Genomic DNA, 20,250 nt, shown 5'->3' with positions numbered 1-20,250 from the left:
GATGAAACGCATGAATAGATTTTCAAAATTAACCATTTACGTTGTAGGGTTTTTTCTAATTTCCTTTACAGCATGTAAAGATTTAGAATTATACCCAGAAAGTCGCTTTACGGATGCCAACTATTGGACTACTACAGAAAAGGCATTGAGTGTCCTCAACACTGCCTATTCTCAGATGTACCGTAGCGATTATTATTTCTACAATGAAGGCGCGACTGACAATGCCTATAGTGGAAGGGGAGACCAAAACGGAGTTGCTTCTCTGGCCGCAGGCACCTATGATGCATCACTTGGAAGAATAATTGATCAATGGAACTACCATTATGCGGGCATCAAGACTTGTCACATTTTTTTAGAAAATGTGGACAGGGTTGAAAACATGGACCCGGTTTTAAGAGAAAGAATGAAGGCCGAGGCTCGTTTTATCAGGGCATTTCATTATTTCAAATTGATGACCTGGTATGGGGCGGTGCCGCTTTTTGATCGTGACATAAGCATTGAGGAATCAAGATCTATTGCAAGAACTCCGCGTCCGCTAGTATTGGAGTTTGTGCTGAATGAGTTAACTCAAATTGCAGATGCTTTACCAGTAAACACGGCATATGCTGCCGCAGATAAGGGTAGAATTACCAAAGGCGCAGCTATTGCTTTAAAAGGCAGGACATTGTTATATGAAGGAAGATGGGAGGACGTGGTAACTACCTGTGAGTCTTTAATGAATGGTAGCAATGGTACTTATAGCCTTTTTCCGTCTTATCAAGGTTTATTTTTACCGCAAAACGAGAACAACAACGAGGTAATCCTAGACCTCCAGTTTGTGCCGCAATTCAGGGCGTATAGTCATTATTTTGACATGGCTCCAATAATAGCAGGTGCTAGATTAAATAATCTTGCCCCTACTCAGGAACTGGTGGACAGCTATCTCACGGAGAACGGTAAAATGATTAGGGAAGCCGGGTCTGGATTTGAGGAGACAAATCCTTATGCCAATCGCGATCCTCGGCTTGCGGCCACCATTGCTTACCACAATTCTACCTGGACTAAGCTTGATGGCTCTACAGTAACCGTTTATACCAGACCAGGAACGGATCCGTCTGATGCAAAACCAGATGAGTATAGGCCCGGAGGAGTTAGTTCACCTACCGGTTACTACTTCCGCAAGTACTATGACCCCACTTCTGGCCCCAACTTTCTGTCAGGTCTGAATTTGATCATGATCCGCTATGCTGATGTTCTGTTAATGTACGCAGAAGCCAAACATGAATTGGGGCAAATGAATGAAGGAGTATGGAACCAGACGATCAGGCCTATCCGGGAACGCGCGGGCTTTACAAATCCAGAGGCCTTGAACTATACGGCTTTGGGCTCAGATGCAATGAGAAGCCTCATTAGAAATGAGCGCCGCATAGAATTCGCCCTTGAAAATAACCGCATCTTCGATATCAGAAGATGGAGAATAGCAGAGCAAGTATTGAATGGCTGGGCACACGGAGCCAGGTTTGGCCCTGCTTCGGTGGATAATGGCTACATCAGAGTCAACCAAAGAACGTTTGATCCAAACAAACACTATCTCTGGCCTATCCCCCGGTCTGAGAGAGCTGTGAACCCAAATTTGACTCAAAACCCTAATTGGTAACACCTTATAAATTTAACCTTCTAGCATTTTTGAATATGAGAAATCTATATATCCTTCGCTTATGCACTTGGGTAGCCGCCTTGTTCTTTTTAGCAAGCTGCGACGATGACAAAGAACTCGATCACACCCAGGTGACTGAGGTAACCAACCTATTCACACCGGAGAACAATAAGTTTATTAAGCTGGAGCCAGCCTCCGGGAGCACCGTTTTCGAGTGGGCTCCTGCCATGGCGGAAGACAATGGGCTGGTTTTCTACGAAGTAGTTTTCGATAAAGAATCAGGCGATTTTTCCGATCCCGTCTATAGCGTCAAATCAGATGATAATGGAATGGGGAACTCCCTTACCATGAGCTATGGCACTTTGAATCAGATCGCTAAGATGGCTGGTATTGCCTCGCAGGAAATTGGGAAGATCAAATGGACGGTTTTTTCTTCTAAAGGTATCAATGTCAAAAAGCCTTCTATTTCGCACACGGTGGAGTTGGAACGCCCTGCTGGTTTTTCAGAGATTCCTTCCGCTTTGTACTTAACAGGTTCTGCCACAGAGGCAGGGGAGACCTTGGGCGATGCCATCCCCTTTAAACAAACCAAAGCCGGTGAATTTGAGATTTATACCGCTTTAAAAGCGGGGACCTACAAGTTTACTGGTGGTAACTCAGGCAATCCTCTCACTTTCTCCATTCAAGACGGGAAGATGGTGGAGGGTGGCACTACTACGGTGACAGGTGATCAGAAAATCTACCGGATACGGTTGAACCTGAATAGCGCCACCGCAGAATTTACTGAGATCAAGTCGGTAGGTTTATGGTTCTCTGCAGAGAACAAGATCTGGTATGAACTGCCTTATACAGGTAAAGGTACCTGGGAAATCAAAAATGCCCCGGTAGAGTTCTTTCAGGAAAGCTGGGGTAGAGATGAACGTTATAAATTCAGATTCACGGTGCTGGATCAGGCTGGGGTAGAAGCTATGGAATGGTTTGGAAGTCAAAACAGAGACAATAGCCGGCCAAGCAGCAGCACGCAGTCCTCCTATTGGTATATGGTTCCAGTAGACAACTCACGCTATGATTTCGCATTTAAGTTCAATGAGAACGCTGACCGCAAGAACGCTGATATCAAAGTGGATTTCAGTGCGGGGGCTACTCAATATACCCATTCTGTCACTGTGAAATAAATCTTGGTTCTTCCCCAATCCTGGTTCTGTAGTGCCGGAGAAGGGTTGGGGAAGTTCCTCACGTTTTAAGCCTCTTTTTATGAAAACGATGAATTTTCAACGCATACTGTGCATTGGCTTGATGGCCGTGTTAGGGGTTTTCAGCTCCTGTGAAGATGAGCCCTTCCCGCTGTATGACCGTGACTCTGAAGTGGTGGTGTACAATTGGGCGGCCACCGCAGATTCGCTGCAGGATAAAACCTACAGTACATTCCTCTCCGCCGATGCCAAGTATTTTGTTCAGAACAATACCGGCAATACCAATTTCAACTACTGGTGGAATGCCCACGCCCTGGATGCGCTGGTAGATGCTTACCTACGTACCGATGATGCGGTTTATGTTCAGCGTATGAAATCCCTGCTGAGCGGAATCAAAGACAAAAACAACGGAGGCTTGCCCAACGAGTTCTATGATGACATGGAGTGGCTTGCCCTCTCCAGCCTTCGGGCGTACGATGCCACCAAAGATCCCGCTTTTTTGGAGGCAACCACCTTACTGTGGCAAGACATTAAAACTGGTTTGAATGCGAACCAGGGCGGAGGTATTGCCTGGAAGAAAACCCAGTTGGATTACAAGAATACCCCCGCCAATGCCCCAGCCATTATTTTGGCCTCAAGGCTGTATCAACTGCAGAAGAAGCAGGAGGACCTTGACTTGGCCAAAACCCTCTACACTTGGCTGAAGTCAACCTTGGTTGATCCTGCAACCGGCATTGTTTGGGATGGAATCAATAGAACCGGTAATGGGGAGATTGATAAGAGCTGGATTTTTACCTATAACCAAGGAGTCTTTATTGGGGCGGGACAGGAACTGCACAAGGCTACCGGTGAGCAGTCATACCTGACTGATGCAGTACGCACGGCCAATACTGTCATCAATAGTACTGAGCTTTCGCCCGGAGGCATTCTCAGAAGTGAAAACCAAGGTGACGGCGGCCTTTTCAAAGGAATCCTGGTGAGATACATGGCTAATTTGATTGAACAACCTAATGTGCCGCAAGCAGAAAAAGCCAAATACATAAATTTTCTGAAGTACAACGGTGAGACCCTTTACTCCACAGGTATCCGTAGGCCCTCGCTTATGATAAGTCCTGATTGGAGGAATATGCCTGGAGAATCTACTGATTTTTCTACCCAATTATCTGGTGTAATGCTGATGGAGGCATTAGCAAGATTAGATGAATTGAACCTGTTAGATTAAATCAGAAGCCACAATGTTAGAAGTATCAGAAGGGCAGGACCTAAGCTCTTTTGATACTTCTCTTCCCTCAAGATTTTATTTAAGTTTTCAAACGAAATGAACAGAAGAACATTTATCAATAGTTCAGCCCTGTTAGGTGCCGGTATCCTTTTAAACCCCCAGTTGGTGTTTGCCTCAGCAGACTTCCCGGTAGTACGGGTACCGGCGGCAAAACGTAACTTCCAAAGTAAATCAGTGGAAAACGCCATTGCGGAGTTTTCCAAAAAGGTAAAGGATAAGGAGCTGAGCTGGATGTTTCAGAACTGTTTCCCCAGCACCCTTGACACAACAGTAACGCATAAAATAGTAGACGGCAAACCGGATACCTATGTCATCACCGGGGACATAGATGCCATGTGGCTGCGGGATAGCTCAGCCCAGGTGTGGCCTTATCTGCCATTCGCACCCAAAGATGAAAAGCTAAAGCAGCTAATTGCTGGAGTAATAAACCGGCAAACCCGTTGTGTTTTAAAAGACCCTTATGCCAATGCCTTTTACGGCGATGACAATAAGGTAGGAGAATGGAAATCTGATCATACTGCCATGAAGCCTGGGGTACATGAGCGTAAATGGGAGATTGATTCTTTGTGCTACCCTATCAGACTGGCCTATCAGTACTGGAAAACCACAGGCGATACTTCTCCATTTGGCAACGAGTGGCAGCAAGCCGTAAAACTGACGTTGGCAACCTTCAAGGAACAGCAACGCAAGCAGGACCTTGGTCCCTATAAATTTCAGCGCACCACCCAGTTTGCGACCGACACGCTGTCAATGGCCGGGTATGGTAATCCTGTTAACCCAGTGGGTTTGATATGCTCCTCCTTTAGGCCCAGTGATGATGCCACAGTATACTCCTTTCTGGTGCCATCTAACTTCTTTGCTGTGATAAGCTTAAGGCAAGGCGCTGAGATGATGGAAAAGATTGCCAAAGATCAGAACACTTCTGCGGCCATGCTCGCGTTGGCGGCAGAAGTAGAGGCAGCCCTCAAGGCCCATGCCATCATAGATCATCCCAAACATGGCAAGTTGTATGCTTTTGAGGTAGATGGATTTGGGAATCATTACTTAATGGATGACGCCAACGTACCTAGCCTCCTTTCCCTACCCTACTTAGGGGCCATGGCAACCTCCGATCCCATCTATCAGAATACCCGCAAATTTATCTTGTCTGAGAATAACCCTTTTTACTACAAAGGAACAGCCGGAGAGGGAGTGGGAGGGCCTCATGTTGGCAAAGACATGATATGGCCAATGGCCATCATTATGAGGGCGCTTACTAGCACAAGCAATGATGAAATCAAAACGTGTATCACAATGCTGAAAAATACGCACGGCGGCACTGGCTTCATGCATGAAACTTTCCACAAAGACGACCCCACTAAATTTACTCGCTCTTGGTTTGCTTGGGCCAATACGCTTTTTGGCGAGTTACTCTGGAAGACCTATCAGGAAACCCCTAAGCTTCTGGCATAGAAGTATACCTGACTGATTCTGTCAATGGTTTGCTCCTCCTTTCGTTTATTTTAATGATAGGAAATGGCTCTCTGCCCCTAAGGATATTAATTCCAATTTGGTAGGCGGAGAGCCAGAGGAGAAACCTTGCTGTGTTATTCCCTGAACCTGATAGGGATATAAGTCTTTTGAATGAAGTTTTCCAGCTAAAAATAAGGGGTGCTTGTTCCCAAATCATGTACACCGCACCTTGTTAATTAGAGTTATTTGATGAATACGTTACGATATGCGCTATCTCTGCTGATACTGCTGTTTGTTTTTTCTTGTGCTAAAACGATTAAACAATCAGAAACGCTAGTCAGCAAAAATGAAAACTCTACCTATACCCGGTATGTAAATACCTTTATTGGTACGGCTCCTTTGTTGGATCCAAAAATAATTGGCTATACCCCTCCCAAAGACTGGCGGGTGTGGGCTGGGCTGGTGTATCCGGGTAGTTCCCTTCCTAATGCCATGGTGCAGTTAAGCCCTATGACCGAATATGGGTCTGGGGCAGGGTATGAATATGAAGACACACTTATCTATTCCTTTACCCATACCAACAAAGGACATTGGAACCTTTGCAACATCCCCGTTCTGCCTGTCACTGGGCCTACCCAAGGCAAAGAGTCGTTTTACTCCCGCTACAGCCATGCCCAGGAAAGTGCCTCACCAGGCTATTACGGAGTACTGCTGCAAGATTATCAGGTGCAGGTAGACCTTACCTCGACCCTCAGAGCCGGATATCACCAGTACACCTATCCGTCCAGCAAAGAGCGCAGCATTGTGTTTGATCTGTCCAAAGCCAACAATCACGTAAGGCAATGGAGCATTCAGCAGGTAGGCAAGAATGCTGTGCAGGGGCACCAGGATGTAGGAGAAAAGATCTACTTCTACGCAACCCTTAGCACAGAGCTGAGCAGCTTGGAGAAGAGAGGTGAGAATACCCGAAAGGGCCTGGCTATTCTACACCTGAAAGATGGAGGGAAGTCAGTGGTGGACATGAAAATAGGCCTCTCTTTTGTGAGCGTAGAAAACGCGAAACAGAATCTTGAAAGCGAGATAGGAGATAAAACATTTCAAGCCATAAGAAAAGAAGCCGATGCCACCTGGGAGACCCTGCTCTCAAAAATACAGGTAAAAGGAGGCACAGATAAACAGAGAGAATTATTCTACACGTCCTTGTACCGGTCTTTTCTCTGGCCTGCCCTCCGCAGTGACACCAATGGAGAATATACGGATGCCAAAGGCAATAAAGCGAAAGCCGATTTCAAGTACTACACCGAGCCTTCCCTCTGGGACACGTACCGTAACAACCTCATTTTGTTAGGCATTGTTTCTCCTGAGGTAGCGGTAGATGTGATAAAGTCGCTCAAAGACGTGGGGGAGAGAACCGGTTTCATTCCTACCTTTTTCCACGGTGACCACGCCGCACCTTTTATTGCCGGATCCTATGCCCGCGGGTTAGACGGCTTTGATGTGAAAGCCACCTATAACCTGCTTCTGCGCAACGCCAACGTAAAAGGCGGTGCGAGGCCTTACATTGAAGAGTACATCCAGAAAGGGTTCATCTCTGATCCTGATATAGCCAACCCGCACGTAGAAACCAAGGGCAAAGCTGGGGTGTCCAAGACGCTGGAGTATGCCTACGACGATTATTCTCTAGCCCAACTGGCCAAGGCCCTGGGTGACACGGCCAACTACCGGGTGCTCATGAAGCGGTCGCAGAACTACCGGAACGTGTTCGACCCAAAGACCAGGTTCATGCGGGGCCGCTTGGCCAACGGGGACTGGATTCAGAATTTCAACCCGCAGTACCCGTATTACGAGTACATGTACCGCGAAGCCAATGCCTGGCAGCTCTCGTTTTTCGCCCTGCACGACATGCCCGGACTTATTTCTATGTATGGCGGAGCCAAACCGTTTGAGGCCAAGTTAGACTCCCTGTTTACCCTGCCCTGGAACCCTAATTACATTGCCCGGAACGTGGAAAGCATGATTGGGCAATACTGCCACGGAAACCAGCCCGACCATGAGGCCCCGTTCTCCTACTACTTCATCAACAAGCCTGAGAAATCCCAGCACATGCTTGACCGCATCATGGAGGAGCTGTACGGCATTGGGGAAAACGGTCTGGCCTTGTGTGGCATGGATGACTCCGGGGAGATGTCGTCTTGGTATGTCTTCAATGCGTTGGGGGTATATCCCTTTTCCCCTGCTGATGACCGATACCTGGTCACCGTGCCCATTTTTGATGAAGTGCGTTGGACCATGCCCAATGGCAAGCAGGTGCTGATTCAGAAAGCAGGGAAAGACAGAGCCCTAAAATCTATTCTGGTGAATGGCCAGGCACAGAAAGGGTATTTCGTATCCCATGATTTGTTCAGGAACGGCGGTGAGTTAAGGGTGGTGACAGGCAACTGAGGCAGCCTTTTCTTACCCATCTGCTAAGTACAATCTACCTCGGCATGACAAGGATACCTTAAAAGCATAACCTAATAACTACTTTCTGTTACAGGCCTGTTTTTGAAAAAAGGGTTCCGAAACAGAAAGAAGTTATTAGGTACCTGTTTAAAACAGCTTCAACTGGAAGGGGCAGGCACAAACGAACAAAGTACCAAATACTGTTTTTGAGGGGTTTTTGATGAAACAGGCTTGAAACCGTTTCAAAGAGATTCAACTGAATGGAAATGAACAATCTGATATGGTAAGGCAAAGCATTTTTGTGGTTCTTTTTCTCTGGACGGCCGTGGCGGTGCACGCCCAGCAGTATAGCCTTCTTTCACCAGACAAAAGGACAGAGGTCAAATTGACCCTGTCAGACAGCCTTTACTATACCATCATTGCCGACGGCAAACAACTGGTGAACCCTTCGGTCTTACATCTGGAAACTGATTTTGGGAAAGGGAAGAACTGGAAAGTTGCCAAAACCAGCAAGCGGTCGGTAGATCAGGTGCTACACCCGGTGGTGTGGCAAAAAGGGAAAGAGGTCCAAGATAACTTCAACGAACTGCGCCTTGTTTTTGCCCACGGCCTGTCACTGGAGTGGCGGGTATATAACAACGGGGCCGCCTGGCGTTGGGTCACCACAAGAAAAGGACCTTCTGAGATAACCGCTGAGGTAGCTTCCTTTAAACTGAACCAGGCGGAAAAGGCCTGGTACCCGCAGGAAGACGGGTTCTTTTCCCACAATGAACGCGCTTACCGCCAATTTTCACCAGACAGCATCAATGCCCAACACCTCGCCAGCTTACCTGCCCTGTTCAGCGTCCAGAACATGCGGCTATTGGTAACGGAGGCAGACCTGCTAGACTATGCGGGAATGTGGTTAAGAGGAGACGGAACGGGCGGCGTGAAAGGTGTCTTTCCCTATTACCCCAAAAAGACCCAGCTAGACGGAGACCGAAACATGCGGGTGGTGGAACGGGAGAACTACATTGCCACTGTGAGCAACCCGCAGCCGTTTCCCTGGCGCATCATCATGGTGGCCCGGAATGACGCGGAGCTGCTGGTGAACCAACTAGTGTACCAACTGGCCAGCCCCTCTACCGGAGATTTCAGTTGGGTAAAGCCGGGGAAGGTACAGTGGGACTGGTGGAACGACAACAACATCACCGGAGTAGACTTTAAAGCAGGCGTCAACAATGACACTTACAAGTACTACATAGACTTCGCTTCTAAATTCGGGCTGGAGTACGTGATACTGGATGAAGGCTGGAGCGACACCCGGGACCTACTCAAGCAGATGCCCGGCATTAACATAGCAGAGTTGTCTGCCTACGCCCAACAGAAAAAGGTGAGCCTGGTGCTGTGGGCAAACTGGCTCGCCCTGGACGGTGCAAAGCTGGAGCCCACCTTAGACCAATTTGCCAAGTGGGGCATCAAAGGCATAAAGGTAGATTTCATGCAGCGAGACGACCAGGAAATGGTCAGGTACTACACCCGAGTATCTGAGGCGGCCGCCAAAAGAAAGATGCTCGTTGACTTCCATGGTGCCTACAAGCCTACCGGACTTTACCGCACCTATCCCAACGTGATCTCCTATGAAGGGGTACTTGGCCTGGAGCAGAACAAAGGGAGCGACATTGTCAACCCAGAGCATAATGTCACCATTCCGTTTATCAGAATGGCCGCCGGCCCCATGGATTATACACCGGGGGCTATGCTGAACGCCCAGAAAAACATGTGGAAACCGGTTTGGTCCAAGCCCATGAGCATGGGCACCAGGGTGCACCAGCTGGCCATGTACGTGGTGTACGAGAGCCCCCTCCAAATGCTGGCCGATAATCCTACCCACTACTACAAGCAACCTGAGGCCATGGAGTTCCTGAGCAAGGTGCCTACCGAGTGGGAGCAGACGATTCCGCTGCAGGGCAAGGTAGGAGAGTACGTGCTGCTGACCAGGAAAGCGAAGAACGGCGACTGGTACATAGGCGGCATGACAGATTGGAGCCAACGGGACTTGAGCTTCCAGCTTTCTTTTCTGGGGGAAGGCGACTACACCATGCAGGTCTGGAAAGATGGGATAAACGCTGACCGCAACGCCGAGGATTTTAAAACAGAAAAAACAACGGTTACCAAAAATACCACCATCACGGCAAGCTTAGCCAAAGGTGGAGGCTGGGTAGCCCTTATAAGTAAAAAATAGAAGAGTGTGGGTAGAAGGGGCTGAACACAGGCCTATCGCTTTAACAAGTAACAAGCTTATCATTTATGGATCATTCAACTGTAGTGGGAATTGATGTAGGAGGCACGCATATCTCTGCCGCCCTAATCAATATAGAAACGAGCACCTTGGTTGCCGGAAGCTATCTGCGGAAAGAGATAGACACACAGAGTACCGTCACCGAGATCATCACTAACTGGTGCGAGGTAATTCAGCAAACCCGAAGGTTCAACGGGGCACACGCAAGCAAAATAGGCATTGCCATGCCCGGGCCCTTTGACTATACCAAGGGAGTATCCCTTATCAAAGACCAGAACAAGTATGACATCCTCTACAACCTAAATGTGAAAGAGTTGCTGGCAGAACAGCTTTCCATACCAACCGCCGATATCAGGTTCCTGAATGATGCCGCTTGCTTTCTGCTGGGCGAGGTATTCTGCGGGGCCGCCCAGGGCGAGGGGCGGGTACTGGGGCTTACGTTGGGGACAGGACTGGGATCGGCCTGGTGCCACCACGGCCAGGTGAAAGACGCAGACCTCTGGAATGCGCCCTTCAAATCCGGTATCGCTGAAGAGTATTTGTCTACGCGCTGGTTTGTGGGCCGCTACCAGGAACTAACGGGTCAGCGGGTAAAAGGCGTGAAGGAAATCGCTGACGTGGCTTCAAAGGATGCAGTGGCCCAACGGGTATTTGATGAGTTTGGGCAAAACCTGGGGCAGTTTATAGAAACGGCGGTGCACCCCCCAACTGCAGACGTGCTGGTGATTGGCGGTAACATCTCCAACGCTTACCCGCTTTTCTCTGGAGAGTTGATGCGGCACCTGCGGAAAGCAGCCTTGCCTATTCAAATTAGGGTGGCTGAATTAGGCGAGAAGTCTGCGCTCATTGGGGCCGCCAGCTCCTGGCAGGAAAGCCTGTTGGAAAAGGAGGAGGCCTTAAATGGCCAGGCAGAGTAAGGAGAAGCCCCTAAGGCTGCCCGGCTGAAGCCATTGATTCTCTTTTGGGTCTATTTTCAGGAAAGCGGGCCCAAAAGAGAATTAATGGCACCCCGAATCCTTTTTTAGCCGCCCCTCTGCAGGACCAATAGCAAGGAAGCAATGCCCCGCTTGATTGAACACAAGATCGAGGTGACCTCACCAAGCAACGAGCTTACTTACAACTCCATAACATCATCTATGCGTTTATGAAAAGAATCTGTTTGTTTTTGATTCTGGTATGGTTGCCTAAGGTGCTGCTCACCGCGCAAAACCTCAGAGCCCCCGCGTATCCGTTAATCACCCATAATACCTATTTCAGTGTCTGGTCCTTCGGGGACGAGTTAGCGAAATCGCCCACCACCCACTGGTCTGGTCAGAATGCTTCCTTGCTTGGCATGGTGAAGGTAGACGGGCAGGTGTATCAATTCTTGGGTAAAGAGCCGAAAGTATACCAGTCAGTGGTGGCTGCCGCCGATGAGTCCTCGTATTCGTTCACCTATACCGAAACCGAGCCCGGCGCCGGTTGGATGAACCCGCAGTTTAGCGCGGCCTCCTGGAAAAATGGGCCTGCCCCGTTCGGGGATGACAAGGCCCGCGCCAAAACCCTCTGGGAAAGCAGTAACCTTTGGGTGCGGAGAACCTTCTCCCTGAACGATTCAGGTACCGGGAACCTGTACCTGAAGCTGCGCCACGACGATGACGTGGAGGTGTACCTGAACGGCGAGGAAATCTACCGCCTGTCTGGCTGGGCCCACCAGTACCAGTACATTCCCATTTCGGCCGACATTGCTAAAAAGCTGAAGAAAGAGGGGAACGTATTGGCCATCCACGTCGCCAATACCGCCGGGGGGCGTTTGCTGGATGCCGGCTTGGTGCGGGAGGTAGCCTCCAACGCCTACGCCAAGGTTGCGCCTGCCGTGCAGAAGAGCGTAGAACTCAACGCCACCCAGACCATCTATCAATTCACCTGCGGCAAAGTAGACGTGACCGCCACCTTCACCTCGCCGCTCCTGCTGAACAACCTGGAGGTGCTGGCCCGGCCGGTGACCTACGTGAGCGTGAAAGCAGCATCAAATGACAAAGCAAGCCATGAGGTGCAGGTGTATTTAGGAGCCTCGTCAGACCTAGCGGTGAACACGCCGGAGCAGGAAGTCATGAGCCAGGAATACACCGCCGAGAAGCTGTCCATCCTTAAAACTGGCACCAAAGAACAACCCATGTTCCGGGAGAAGTGGGAGAAAGAGCGCATAGATTGGGGATATTTCTATGTAGCCGTGCCCACTGCCGCCAAAGCCATTCAATACATTTCGCCGGTCGGCAAAGAACTGACGCCGTTCCTTTCGGCCTCGTTGGGCAATCCTGAAAACACCCAACAAAGCAGAAACCTGGTACTGAGCACCATTCTGCCCTTCGGCAAAGTGGGGGCCAGCGCCAAAGAGCAGGTCTTCCTGCTGGGGTATGATGAAGTATACTCGGTGCAGTTTTTCGGACAGAACCTGAAGCCTTGGTGGAAAAACAACGCCTCGGCCACCATGGAGAAGCAGCTGGCCCAAGCTTCTACGGACTACAGCAAAATCATGCAGCAGTGCCAGGCTTTTGACAGGCAGATGTACCAGGCCGCCGAGAAAGCGGGCGGAAAAGAATACGCTGATTTATGTGAGTTGGCCTACAGACAAGCCATCGCCGCCCACACGTTGGTGAAAAGCCCCACTGGTGAAACGTTGTTCCTGTCTAAAGAGAATTACAGCGGTGGGTACATTAATACGGTGGACGTAACGTACCCTTCGGCACCTTTGTTTCTGCTCTATAACCCGGAGCTGTTGAAAGGCATGCTGAACGGCATCTTCTACTACAGTGAAAGCGGAAAATGGAAGAAACCCTACCCCGCGCATGACTTAGGAAACTACCCGTTTGCCAACGGCCAGACGTATGGCGAGGACATGCCCGTGGAGGAAGCCGGTAATATGCTTATTTTGACCGCAGCCATTGCCAAGGCAGAGGGCAACGCCGAGTACGCCAAAAAACACTGGGCTACCTTGACCACCTGGGCCGAATTCTTGAAAAAAAGCGGCTTTGACCCCGAGAACCAATTGTCAACCGACGATTTCGCTGGGCACCTGGCCCGCAACGCAAACTTGTCGGTCAAAGCCATTGAAGCCTTGGCTTCTTATGGCATGCTGGCGGGCATGCTGGGCAAACCAGACGTGGCCAAACAATACAAAGACGTAGCCCAGGAGATGGCGCAGAACTGGATGAAGCTGGCCCAGGACGGTGACCACTACACCCTGGCGTTTGAGAAGCCAGGCACCTGGAGCCAGAAGTACAACCTGGCTTGGGATACTATTTTGGATTTAAACATTTTCCCGAAAACTGTGCGGGAAACGGAGGTAAAATATTACCTCAAGAAGCAGGGCACCTACGGCCTCCCGCTGGACAGCCGCAAGACTTACACCAAGTCTGACTGGATTATCTGGACGGCCACCCTGGCAGATAACCCCGCTGATTTCAAAGCCATCATATCACCCGTCTGGAAATACGCAAACGAGACCTCATCCAGAGTTCCCCTCAGCGACTGGCATGAAACCACAGACGGCAAAAAAACAGGTTTCCAGGCACGCTCTGTGGTAGGTGGTTACTTCATGAAACTGCTGGCGGAAAAGCTCAGCGGAAAGCAGGCACAAAAAGCAAGTAAAAAGTAGCGCCCAGTAAGTATTCCTATGAACATCTTTCCTTTCCTTCTTTTAGGAATGCAGGAAAATCGCATCTGAGATTCCTCAGTTTCTGACTGAAATGTTTGACCATCAGAAGTTATGCGGAGAAGGCGTGGCATAAGTTATAAACGTGTTTTGGGACTGGTTTTAAAAAAACTGGTCCAAAACACAAAGCAGTAAAAACGCAACTGGCTAATAAACTGCTCGCCCTGCGTTGGGGAAACAATTATTTGAACAGCTAACTGTAGCATCATCATATTATAAAACAATTATTGGCTAATGTTACACCTATCCAAATTCCTTTTTACATGGAAAGCGCGAACTGTTGCGGTAATAACTTGCCTGGCTATTTCTGCCCTGGCCTATGGGCAAACCACTGCTATTCCGCTGCAAGACCTTTCATCTTTCCAGAACCCCGGCAAATCCTGGCAGATAGCGGGCAATGTGTCTGCTGATCTGGCTGAGGAAAATAAATTGACCCAAAGTAAAGGAGACGGGGTACTCGTGAACATGCCTACTAAGAAGAACAAGGGTCAGGACCTGTTCACCACCTTTGAGCACGGCAATGTAGACCTGGAATTGGATTTCATGATGGCCAAGGGTTCTAACTCAGGTATTTACCTGCAAGGCCGGTATGAGGTGCAGTTACTGGATGGCTGGGGCTCTACCAACCGCACGGCCGGTAGCTTGGGAGGAATTTACGAACGCTGGGACGAAAGCCGGCCGGAGGGTCAGAAAGGATTCCAGGGGTATGCGCCCCGCCAGAACGTAGGTCGCGCCCCCGGCCTTTGGCAGCATCTGAAAATCTCTTTTCAGGCCCCGCAGTTTGATGCCAGCGGTAAAAAGACTGCGAATGCCAAAATACTTCGCCTAGAGCTGAACGGCGTCACTATTCAAGAGAACGTGGAGTTGTTCGGCCCCACCAGAGGAAGCATCAGCAACGATGAAAAACCCACCGGGCCTATCCGGTTACAGGGCGACCACGGGGCCGTGGCCTTCCGGAATATGAAAGTGACCCACTACAGCAAAGCCCAACCAGAGCTGAAAAATCTTACGTACAAAATTTACCAGGGAAGGTATGAGCGGCAACCCGTGTATGATAGCATTCCGCCCGAGGCAGAAGGCCCACAGGGAACCTCCAATATCCTTACTTCCAACCTGAAAACCGGTACAAAACAATACCTGGTCAGGTATAATGGCACCTTAGAAGTAAAAGAACCAGGCGAGTATACGTTCAACCTCTTCGCCCGTGGCGGCTCAGGGTCAATCAGGGTAAACAATCAGGACGTAGTGCCTTTCAAAACCTGGGAGGGAAAAGGAACCGTAACCCTGCCGGCTGGTGAATTCCCTTTTGAGTTATTGTATTCTAAATACATGGATTGGGAGAAACCGGTTTTGGCGCTTCGGGTTAGCGGGCCTGGAGTACGGGAGTTTCTGATAAGCGAAAAAGAACTGGTGCCCGATGTGGATGCAGATCCTATCATCGTGTCTGCCCAGGAACGACCTGTTTTGCGGAGCTTCATGGACCTGCCCGGTCAGCACCGGGTCACCCACGCAGTATCAGTGGGGAGCGCAAATCAATTGCATTACACCTATGACTTAGACCATGGTGCCTTGGTGCAGCTGTGGCGCGGTGATTTCTTAGACGCTACCCCCATGTGGCATGAACGGGGCGATGGTTCTTCCAAAGCATTAGGTTCAATTAAACAGTTCGGGAAACCTACCCTTACCCTGGCCGCCTTAGCTACAGAACAGTCCGCTTGGGTTACTGATACCACTGGCAGCAATTTCATCCCCAAGGGGTACAGCCTGAACCAGAATGCGGAGCCCACCTTTCGGTATAGGGTGCACGGAACCACCGTGCAAGATGCCTTCCGGATCATTGAGAGCGGAAGAGGACTGCAGCGGGAACTGAACATTCAGAGTTCTGCCACCGGATTGTACGCCCGTGTAATAGATGGAGAAAAAATTGAAGACGCAGGCAAAGGCATGTACTTGGTAGATGACAAAGCCTATTATGTGCGCCTGGATGACCTGGCTGGGGCTAAACCAATCATCAGAACGGTAAACGGCCGTCAGGAACTCATCGTGCCCGTGCGCTCTAAACTGGTGTATACCCTTCTTTTTTGATTTCTAAAGCAATCAACTGATGAATAAAGCAGGAAAAAAATTGTTGCAGCACATGCTTTTAGCCGGTGTCTTGTCAGTGGGCTTAGGTAACGTGTCTGTCGCGCAGGAGTCACCCAAGGAAGAGGACTTCTTTAAGATCATGCGGGTTCCTTCACCTGAAGGTACGCTGTTGGAAGTAGGTGGTTTGACGGTATTGCCTAACGGCAGCTTGGGCATCTCTACCAGGCGGGGAGACGTCTTTGTGGTAGAAAACCCCACCAGTGCCAAGCCACACTTTATAAAATTTGCCTCCGGCCTGCACGAAGTGCTGGGGCTGGCCTACAAAGACGGTGCCCTTTACTGCGCCCAACGCGGCGAACTCACCAAATTAGTGGATACCAACAATGATGGCAAAGCAGATCTATATGAGACCATATATGCGTGGCCCATATCCGGCAATTACCATGAGTACAGCTTCGGGCCTAAGATAGCCCCAGATGGCTCCTTCTTTGTTACCACCAACATTGGATTCACCGAACCCTGGTGGGAAGGTAGAAGTATGGTGCCTTGGCGCGGCTGGACGCTACACATCACCGAAGATGGAAAGATGGAGCCCTGGGCCGCCGGCATGCGCTCACCGGCTGGCTTAGGCATGATAAACGGTGAAATGTTCTATACTGAAAACCAGGGAGACTGGGTAGGGTCAGGTGGTCTGTGGCACCTGAAAAAAGGAGCTTTTGCCGGGCACCCCGCTGGGTTAAAGTGGTCAGGGCAACCTAATTCACCGGTTAAGATCAATCAGTCACAAGTGTACGCCATCGTTGACCCACGTGATAAGAAAAACGAGAAAGGGGAATATGTTAAACCAGAGAATATCCAGAATGAACCAGTAGTTACCTTACATGACGTGCAAAAGAAGCTTCCGGGGCTGCAATTACCTGCCGTCTGGCTTCCACACGGAATTTTAGGGATCTCTAACACTGAGATTTTGGAAATACCAGTCGGCCACTTCGGGCCTTTTGAGGGGCAATATCTGGTGGGAGACCAGGGACAGAGCAAGATCATGCGGGTAGTACTGGAGAAGGTAAACGGCGAGTACCAGGGGGTGGCCTTTGACTTTAGAAGCGGCTTCCAGTCAGGCGTTTTACGCATGGCCTGGGCACATGATAAATCGCTGTTCGTAGGGGAAACCGCCCGGGGGTGGGGAGCCGCCGGCGAGGCAAGTGAAGGGTTGCAGCGCTTAGTCTGGAACAAAAGGGTTCCGTTTGAGATGACCACCGTTAAAGCCATGCCCGATGGGTTTGAGGTAGCCTTCACCACCCCGATAGATAAAAAATCAGCGGAAGATCTGGCCTCCTATGCAGTAGAAAGTTTCAGTTACAAATACCATCCGGTGTACGGTAGCCCCATCGTTAACAAAAAGAAACTGCCGGTAAAAGGTGTGAAAGTCTCAGAAGATGGTATGAACCTACGGCTGGTGGTGGGTGATCTGCGAGAAGGCTACATTCACCATCTTCAGCTGGAAGGCGTGCGGGCTAAAGAAAACGCCTATACCCTGGTGCATCCAGATGCCTACTACACGCTCAACCATATTCCGGCCGGCACAAAGCTTTCTTTGAACGAGACGAGCACAAGAAACTCTGCGGCGGCTCCTAAGCCAAAGGTGGCGAAAGCGAAAGCCCCGGCTGCGAAGGCCAAGGCTACCGGCACTGTACCTGCCAAAGCTTCTGCGCCAAAGGCCAAGCCAGCTGCCAATGTGGTGTTTACATTTAATGATGTAAAGCCCCTGTTAACTAAAAATACGTGTTTGGCTTGCCACAACACCGATAAGAAGCTGGTAGGTCCCTCCTTCAGAGACGTTGCCAAACGCAAGTACACGAATCAGCAGATAGTAGAACTTATTCATAACCCTAAACCTGAAAACTGGCCAGGATTTACACCTATGCCGCCTATGCCGCAGGTTACCAAAAGCGAAGCCCTTAAAATTGCGGCCTGGATTAACACACTGAAATAAAAAGCCTGTCTAGAGCTTTCTGATTTGCTTCTGATTTACATTCCAGCCCGATGAAGACAGGGTAAGTGCTTTCTGTTTCGGAGGGATTTTCTTCATGACAGCCTTAAAACAGAAAGCACTACCTCGCTTTTTCCTCCTGTAAGCCAGAAGTAGAAAACTCCATACAGGCTGTTAAAAAGCCTCATTCGCTGAATGCAGCTGCCAATTGAAACTTAGAGATCTTCATGAACAGGAAACAGACTTTTACCTGGGCGTTAGCAATTGTAGCTGCCGGGTTTCTAACCCAGGAGAATGCCTTTGCCCAAGAGGTGCCCAAGCCGCCTAAAATGACCCCAGAGATGACCGAATTCTGGGAACCGGAGCCTCGGGTAGTGACCCCGGGGTTGAATAATGCCGCCCCTTCAGACGCAATTGTACTGTTCAACGGCAAATATTTAGCTGAGTGGAAGGCAAAAGCAGACGGAGCTGAGGCGAAATGGGCAGTCAAAAACGGAGCCTTTACCGTGGGCAAAGGAGACATCACTACCAAAAAAGAATTTGGGGATTTTCAGCTGCACCTTGAATGGAGCGCGCCAGATGAGGTAAAAGGCAGCAGCCAGGGGCGAGGCAACAGCGGCATTTTCCTGCAGGACAGATACGAGGTGCAGATTCTGGATTCTTACCAAAACCGCACCTACTCTAACGGACAAGCCGCCAGTATTTACAAACAGCACCGCCCGCTGGTGAATGCCATGAGCAAACCTGCCGAGTGGAATGTCTATGACATTATTTACACCGCGCCTCGCTTCAAAGAAGACGGGTCTCTCTTTTCACCAGCCAGGGTCACGGTGTTGCACAATGGCGTGGTGGTACAGAACAACGTAGGAATAAAAGGTACTACCGAATACATAGGGTTGCCGCAGTACAATGCGCACGGCAAAGCCCCTATCAGTTTACAGGACCATGGCAACCCCGTCGCTTACCGCAACATCTGGATCAGGGAATTATAAAGCATCTTACAATAGCTTTTACAGAACTCTAGGTAGCCACTGGTACTGGATCACCTGCCCTTTTTGGCAGATACAACATGTTTCTGTTCTAAGCCTGTTTTTCTAAGAACAGACTTAAAACAGAAAATCGACTTAGTTTGGCTTTCCCCTCATTAAGGAAGTAGTAAAGAGCGATATACAATTTTAACCTAAAGAAAAACTAGTAAAATGGTTACTACAGAAAAGGAGAACCTTTTTCATCAGATTGAACAGACGTTACAGCAGCAAGGCTTTGATATTGCAAATAAAGACATGACCAGACCTTGGGGCGGTTTCTTTGTGATACGAGAAGACCAGGCCCAGCAATTTGCCAATGTCTACTTTGACGGCATAAACATTGATGATTTAAAGATATCAGGTAAGCTCAGCCCCAAGATATTGGTGGTAGCCCCCCAGAAAAGGCTATCGTGGCAGTACCATCACCGGCGGGCAGAAATCTGGAAAGTAGTGGAAGGAAAGGTAGGTGTGGTAGTAAGTGACACCGACGAGGAAGGGGAAGTAAAAGTGCTGGAGCCCGGTAGCATTATTACCTTAAAACAGGGAGAACGCCATAGGTTGGTGGGCTTAAGCGGCTGGGGCGTCTTATCAGAAATATGGCAGCACACAGACATTCGTTTGCCCTCAGACGAAGAAGATATTGTAAGGGTTCAAGATGATTATGGGCGGTAACTCTACCGCCATATTTCTTTCTTCTTACAATTTTGGAATAGTGTGATTCTATTTCTAACTGTCAACGCGTTTTCCCGTGATGCATGAATCAGGTGCCATAAGGCCTACTCTGGCGCAACCACTGTAAAAAAGTAATTCTTCTTACGGAGAAAGGATATTGGGCCAATTTTATTTTCGCGGCCTCTTTTCAGCGCTCTGGGGCTTTGCCATACCTTGGAAGATGTAAGAATCATTCATTCCCACAACGTGCTCCAGGTCTCCAAGGCTAATCTGAGTTAGTGCATTCTACTTTTTTTGCATGCTTCCAAAGGGAGTACGCATTATGTTAGGTTAACTACCAAAACATTCCTTTCACAAATCAATACAAACGAACCATGGCAGGTATACCCAGACAGACGCCGCCCCGGGCAAGAGTTACACGGGCGCTTTGATGGTGGTGACGATGCTCTTCTTCATGTGGGGCTTCATCACGTGCATGAACGACATCCTCATCCC

At 49.4% G+C, this 20,250-nt stretch carries 12 protein-coding genes; all 12 read left to right on the top strand.

Going from position 1 to position 20,250, the window contains the following annotated elements; genetic code table 11:
- The first annotated feature begins 10 nt into the window (after nucleotides 1–10).
- Nucleotides 11–1,636, top strand: coding sequence for a RagB/SusD family nutrient uptake outer membrane protein (locus tag H7U12_RS05495; RefSeq protein WP_186634189.1), 1,626 nt, complete (start codon nucleotides 11–13; stop codon nucleotides 1,634–1,636).
- A gap of 35 nt (nucleotides 1,637–1,671) precedes the next feature.
- On the top strand, nucleotides 1,672–2,811 hold the full coding sequence (locus H7U12_RS05490; RefSeq protein ID WP_186634186.1) for a SusE domain-containing protein: 1,140 nt from the start codon (nucleotides 1,672–1,674) through the stop codon (nucleotides 2,809–2,811).
- A 79-nt stretch (nucleotides 2,812–2,890) separates the two neighbouring features.
- On the top strand, nucleotides 2,891–4,051 hold the full coding sequence (locus tag H7U12_RS05485; protein WP_186634183.1) for a glycoside hydrolase family 76 protein: 1,161 nt from the start codon (nucleotides 2,891–2,893) through the stop codon (nucleotides 4,049–4,051).
- Nucleotides 4,052–4,147: 96 nt separating this feature from the next.
- Nucleotides 4,148–5,563: a glycoside hydrolase family 125 protein gene (locus tag H7U12_RS05480; RefSeq protein WP_186634180.1), complete on the top strand. Its 1,416-nt coding sequence runs from the start codon at nucleotides 4,148–4,150 to the stop codon at nucleotides 5,561–5,563.
- Nucleotides 5,564–5,812: 249 nt separating this feature from the next.
- Entirely contained in the window at nucleotides 5,813–8,005 is a 2,193-nt protein-coding gene (locus H7U12_RS05475; RefSeq protein WP_186634177.1) for a GH92 family glycosyl hydrolase, read from the top strand.
- 280 nt (nucleotides 8,006–8,285) lie between these two features.
- Nucleotides 8,286–10,229, top strand: a complete 1,944-nt coding sequence (locus H7U12_RS05470) for a glycoside hydrolase family 97 protein (protein ID WP_186634174.1) — start codon at nucleotides 8,286–8,288, stop codon at nucleotides 10,227–10,229.
- 65 nt (nucleotides 10,230–10,294) lie between these two features.
- On the top strand, nucleotides 10,295–11,203 hold the full coding sequence (locus H7U12_RS05465; protein WP_186634171.1) for an ROK family protein: 909 nt from the start codon (nucleotides 10,295–10,297) through the stop codon (nucleotides 11,201–11,203).
- A gap of 227 nt (nucleotides 11,204–11,430) precedes the next feature.
- A complete protein-coding gene (locus tag H7U12_RS05460) occupies nucleotides 11,431–13,923 on the top strand; it encodes a glutaminase family protein (protein WP_186634168.1) in 2,493 nt (830 codons plus the stop codon).
- A 291-nt stretch (nucleotides 13,924–14,214) separates the two neighbouring features.
- A complete protein-coding gene (locus H7U12_RS05455; RefSeq protein ID WP_186634165.1) occupies nucleotides 14,215–16,065 on the top strand; it encodes a family 16 glycoside hydrolase in 1,851 nt (616 codons plus the stop codon).
- Nucleotides 16,066–16,084: 19 nt separating this feature from the next.
- Entirely contained in the window at nucleotides 16,085–18,058 is a 1,974-nt protein-coding gene (locus H7U12_RS05450; protein ID WP_377163575.1) for a c-type cytochrome, read from the top strand.
- Between the two features lie 224 nt (nucleotides 18,059–18,282).
- Complete coding sequence (locus H7U12_RS05445) at nucleotides 18,283–19,047, top strand: 3-keto-disaccharide hydrolase (RefSeq protein WP_186634162.1); 765 nt, start codon at nucleotides 18,283–18,285, stop codon at nucleotides 19,045–19,047.
- Nucleotides 19,048–19,254: 207 nt separating this feature from the next.
- Nucleotides 19,255–19,755, top strand: coding sequence for a cupin domain-containing protein (locus tag H7U12_RS05440; protein ID WP_186634159.1), 501 nt, complete (start codon nucleotides 19,255–19,257; stop codon nucleotides 19,753–19,755).
- Nucleotides 19,756–20,250 lie beyond the last annotated feature (495 nt).

The sequence above is a fragment of the Rufibacter sediminis genome (assembly GCF_014269285.1).
Classification (GTDB): Bacteria; Bacteroidota; Bacteroidia; order Cytophagales; family Hymenobacteraceae; genus Nibribacter; species Nibribacter sediminis.
This window is presented reverse-complemented; position numbering and strand designations above follow the sequence as displayed.

Excerpts from the sequence above, each read along its gene's own strand:
- H7U12_RS05495 (WP_186634189.1), top strand. The coding sequence starts at position 11 with ATGAATAGATTTTCAAAATTAACCATTTACGTTGTAGGGTTTTTTCTA.
- H7U12_RS05490 (WP_186634186.1), top strand. The coding sequence starts at position 1,672 with ATGAGAAATCTATATATCCTTCGCTTATGCACTTGGGTAGCCGCCTTG.
- H7U12_RS05485 (WP_186634183.1), top strand. The coding sequence starts at position 2,891 with ATGAAAACGATGAATTTTCAACGCATACTGTGCATTGGCTTGATGGCC.
- H7U12_RS05480 (WP_186634180.1), top strand. The coding sequence starts at position 4,148 with ATGAACAGAAGAACATTTATCAATAGTTCAGCCCTGTTAGGTGCCGGT.
- H7U12_RS05475 (WP_186634177.1), top strand. The coding sequence starts at position 5,813 with ATGAATACGTTACGATATGCGCTATCTCTGCTGATACTGCTGTTTGTT.
- H7U12_RS05470 (WP_186634174.1), top strand. The coding sequence starts at position 8,286 with ATGGTAAGGCAAAGCATTTTTGTGGTTCTTTTTCTCTGGACGGCCGTG.
- H7U12_RS05465 (WP_186634171.1), top strand. The coding sequence starts at position 10,295 with ATGGATCATTCAACTGTAGTGGGAATTGATGTAGGAGGCACGCATATC.
- H7U12_RS05460 (WP_186634168.1), top strand. The coding sequence starts at position 11,431 with ATGAAAAGAATCTGTTTGTTTTTGATTCTGGTATGGTTGCCTAAGGTG.
- H7U12_RS05455 (WP_186634165.1), top strand. The coding sequence starts at position 14,215 with ATGTTACACCTATCCAAATTCCTTTTTACATGGAAAGCGCGAACTGTT.
- H7U12_RS05450 (WP_377163575.1), top strand. The coding sequence starts at position 16,085 with ATGAATAAAGCAGGAAAAAAATTGTTGCAGCACATGCTTTTAGCCGGT.
- H7U12_RS05445 (WP_186634162.1), top strand. The coding sequence starts at position 18,283 with ATGAACAGGAAACAGACTTTTACCTGGGCGTTAGCAATTGTAGCTGCC.
- H7U12_RS05440 (WP_186634159.1), top strand. The coding sequence starts at position 19,255 with ATGGTTACTACAGAAAAGGAGAACCTTTTTCATCAGATTGAACAGACG.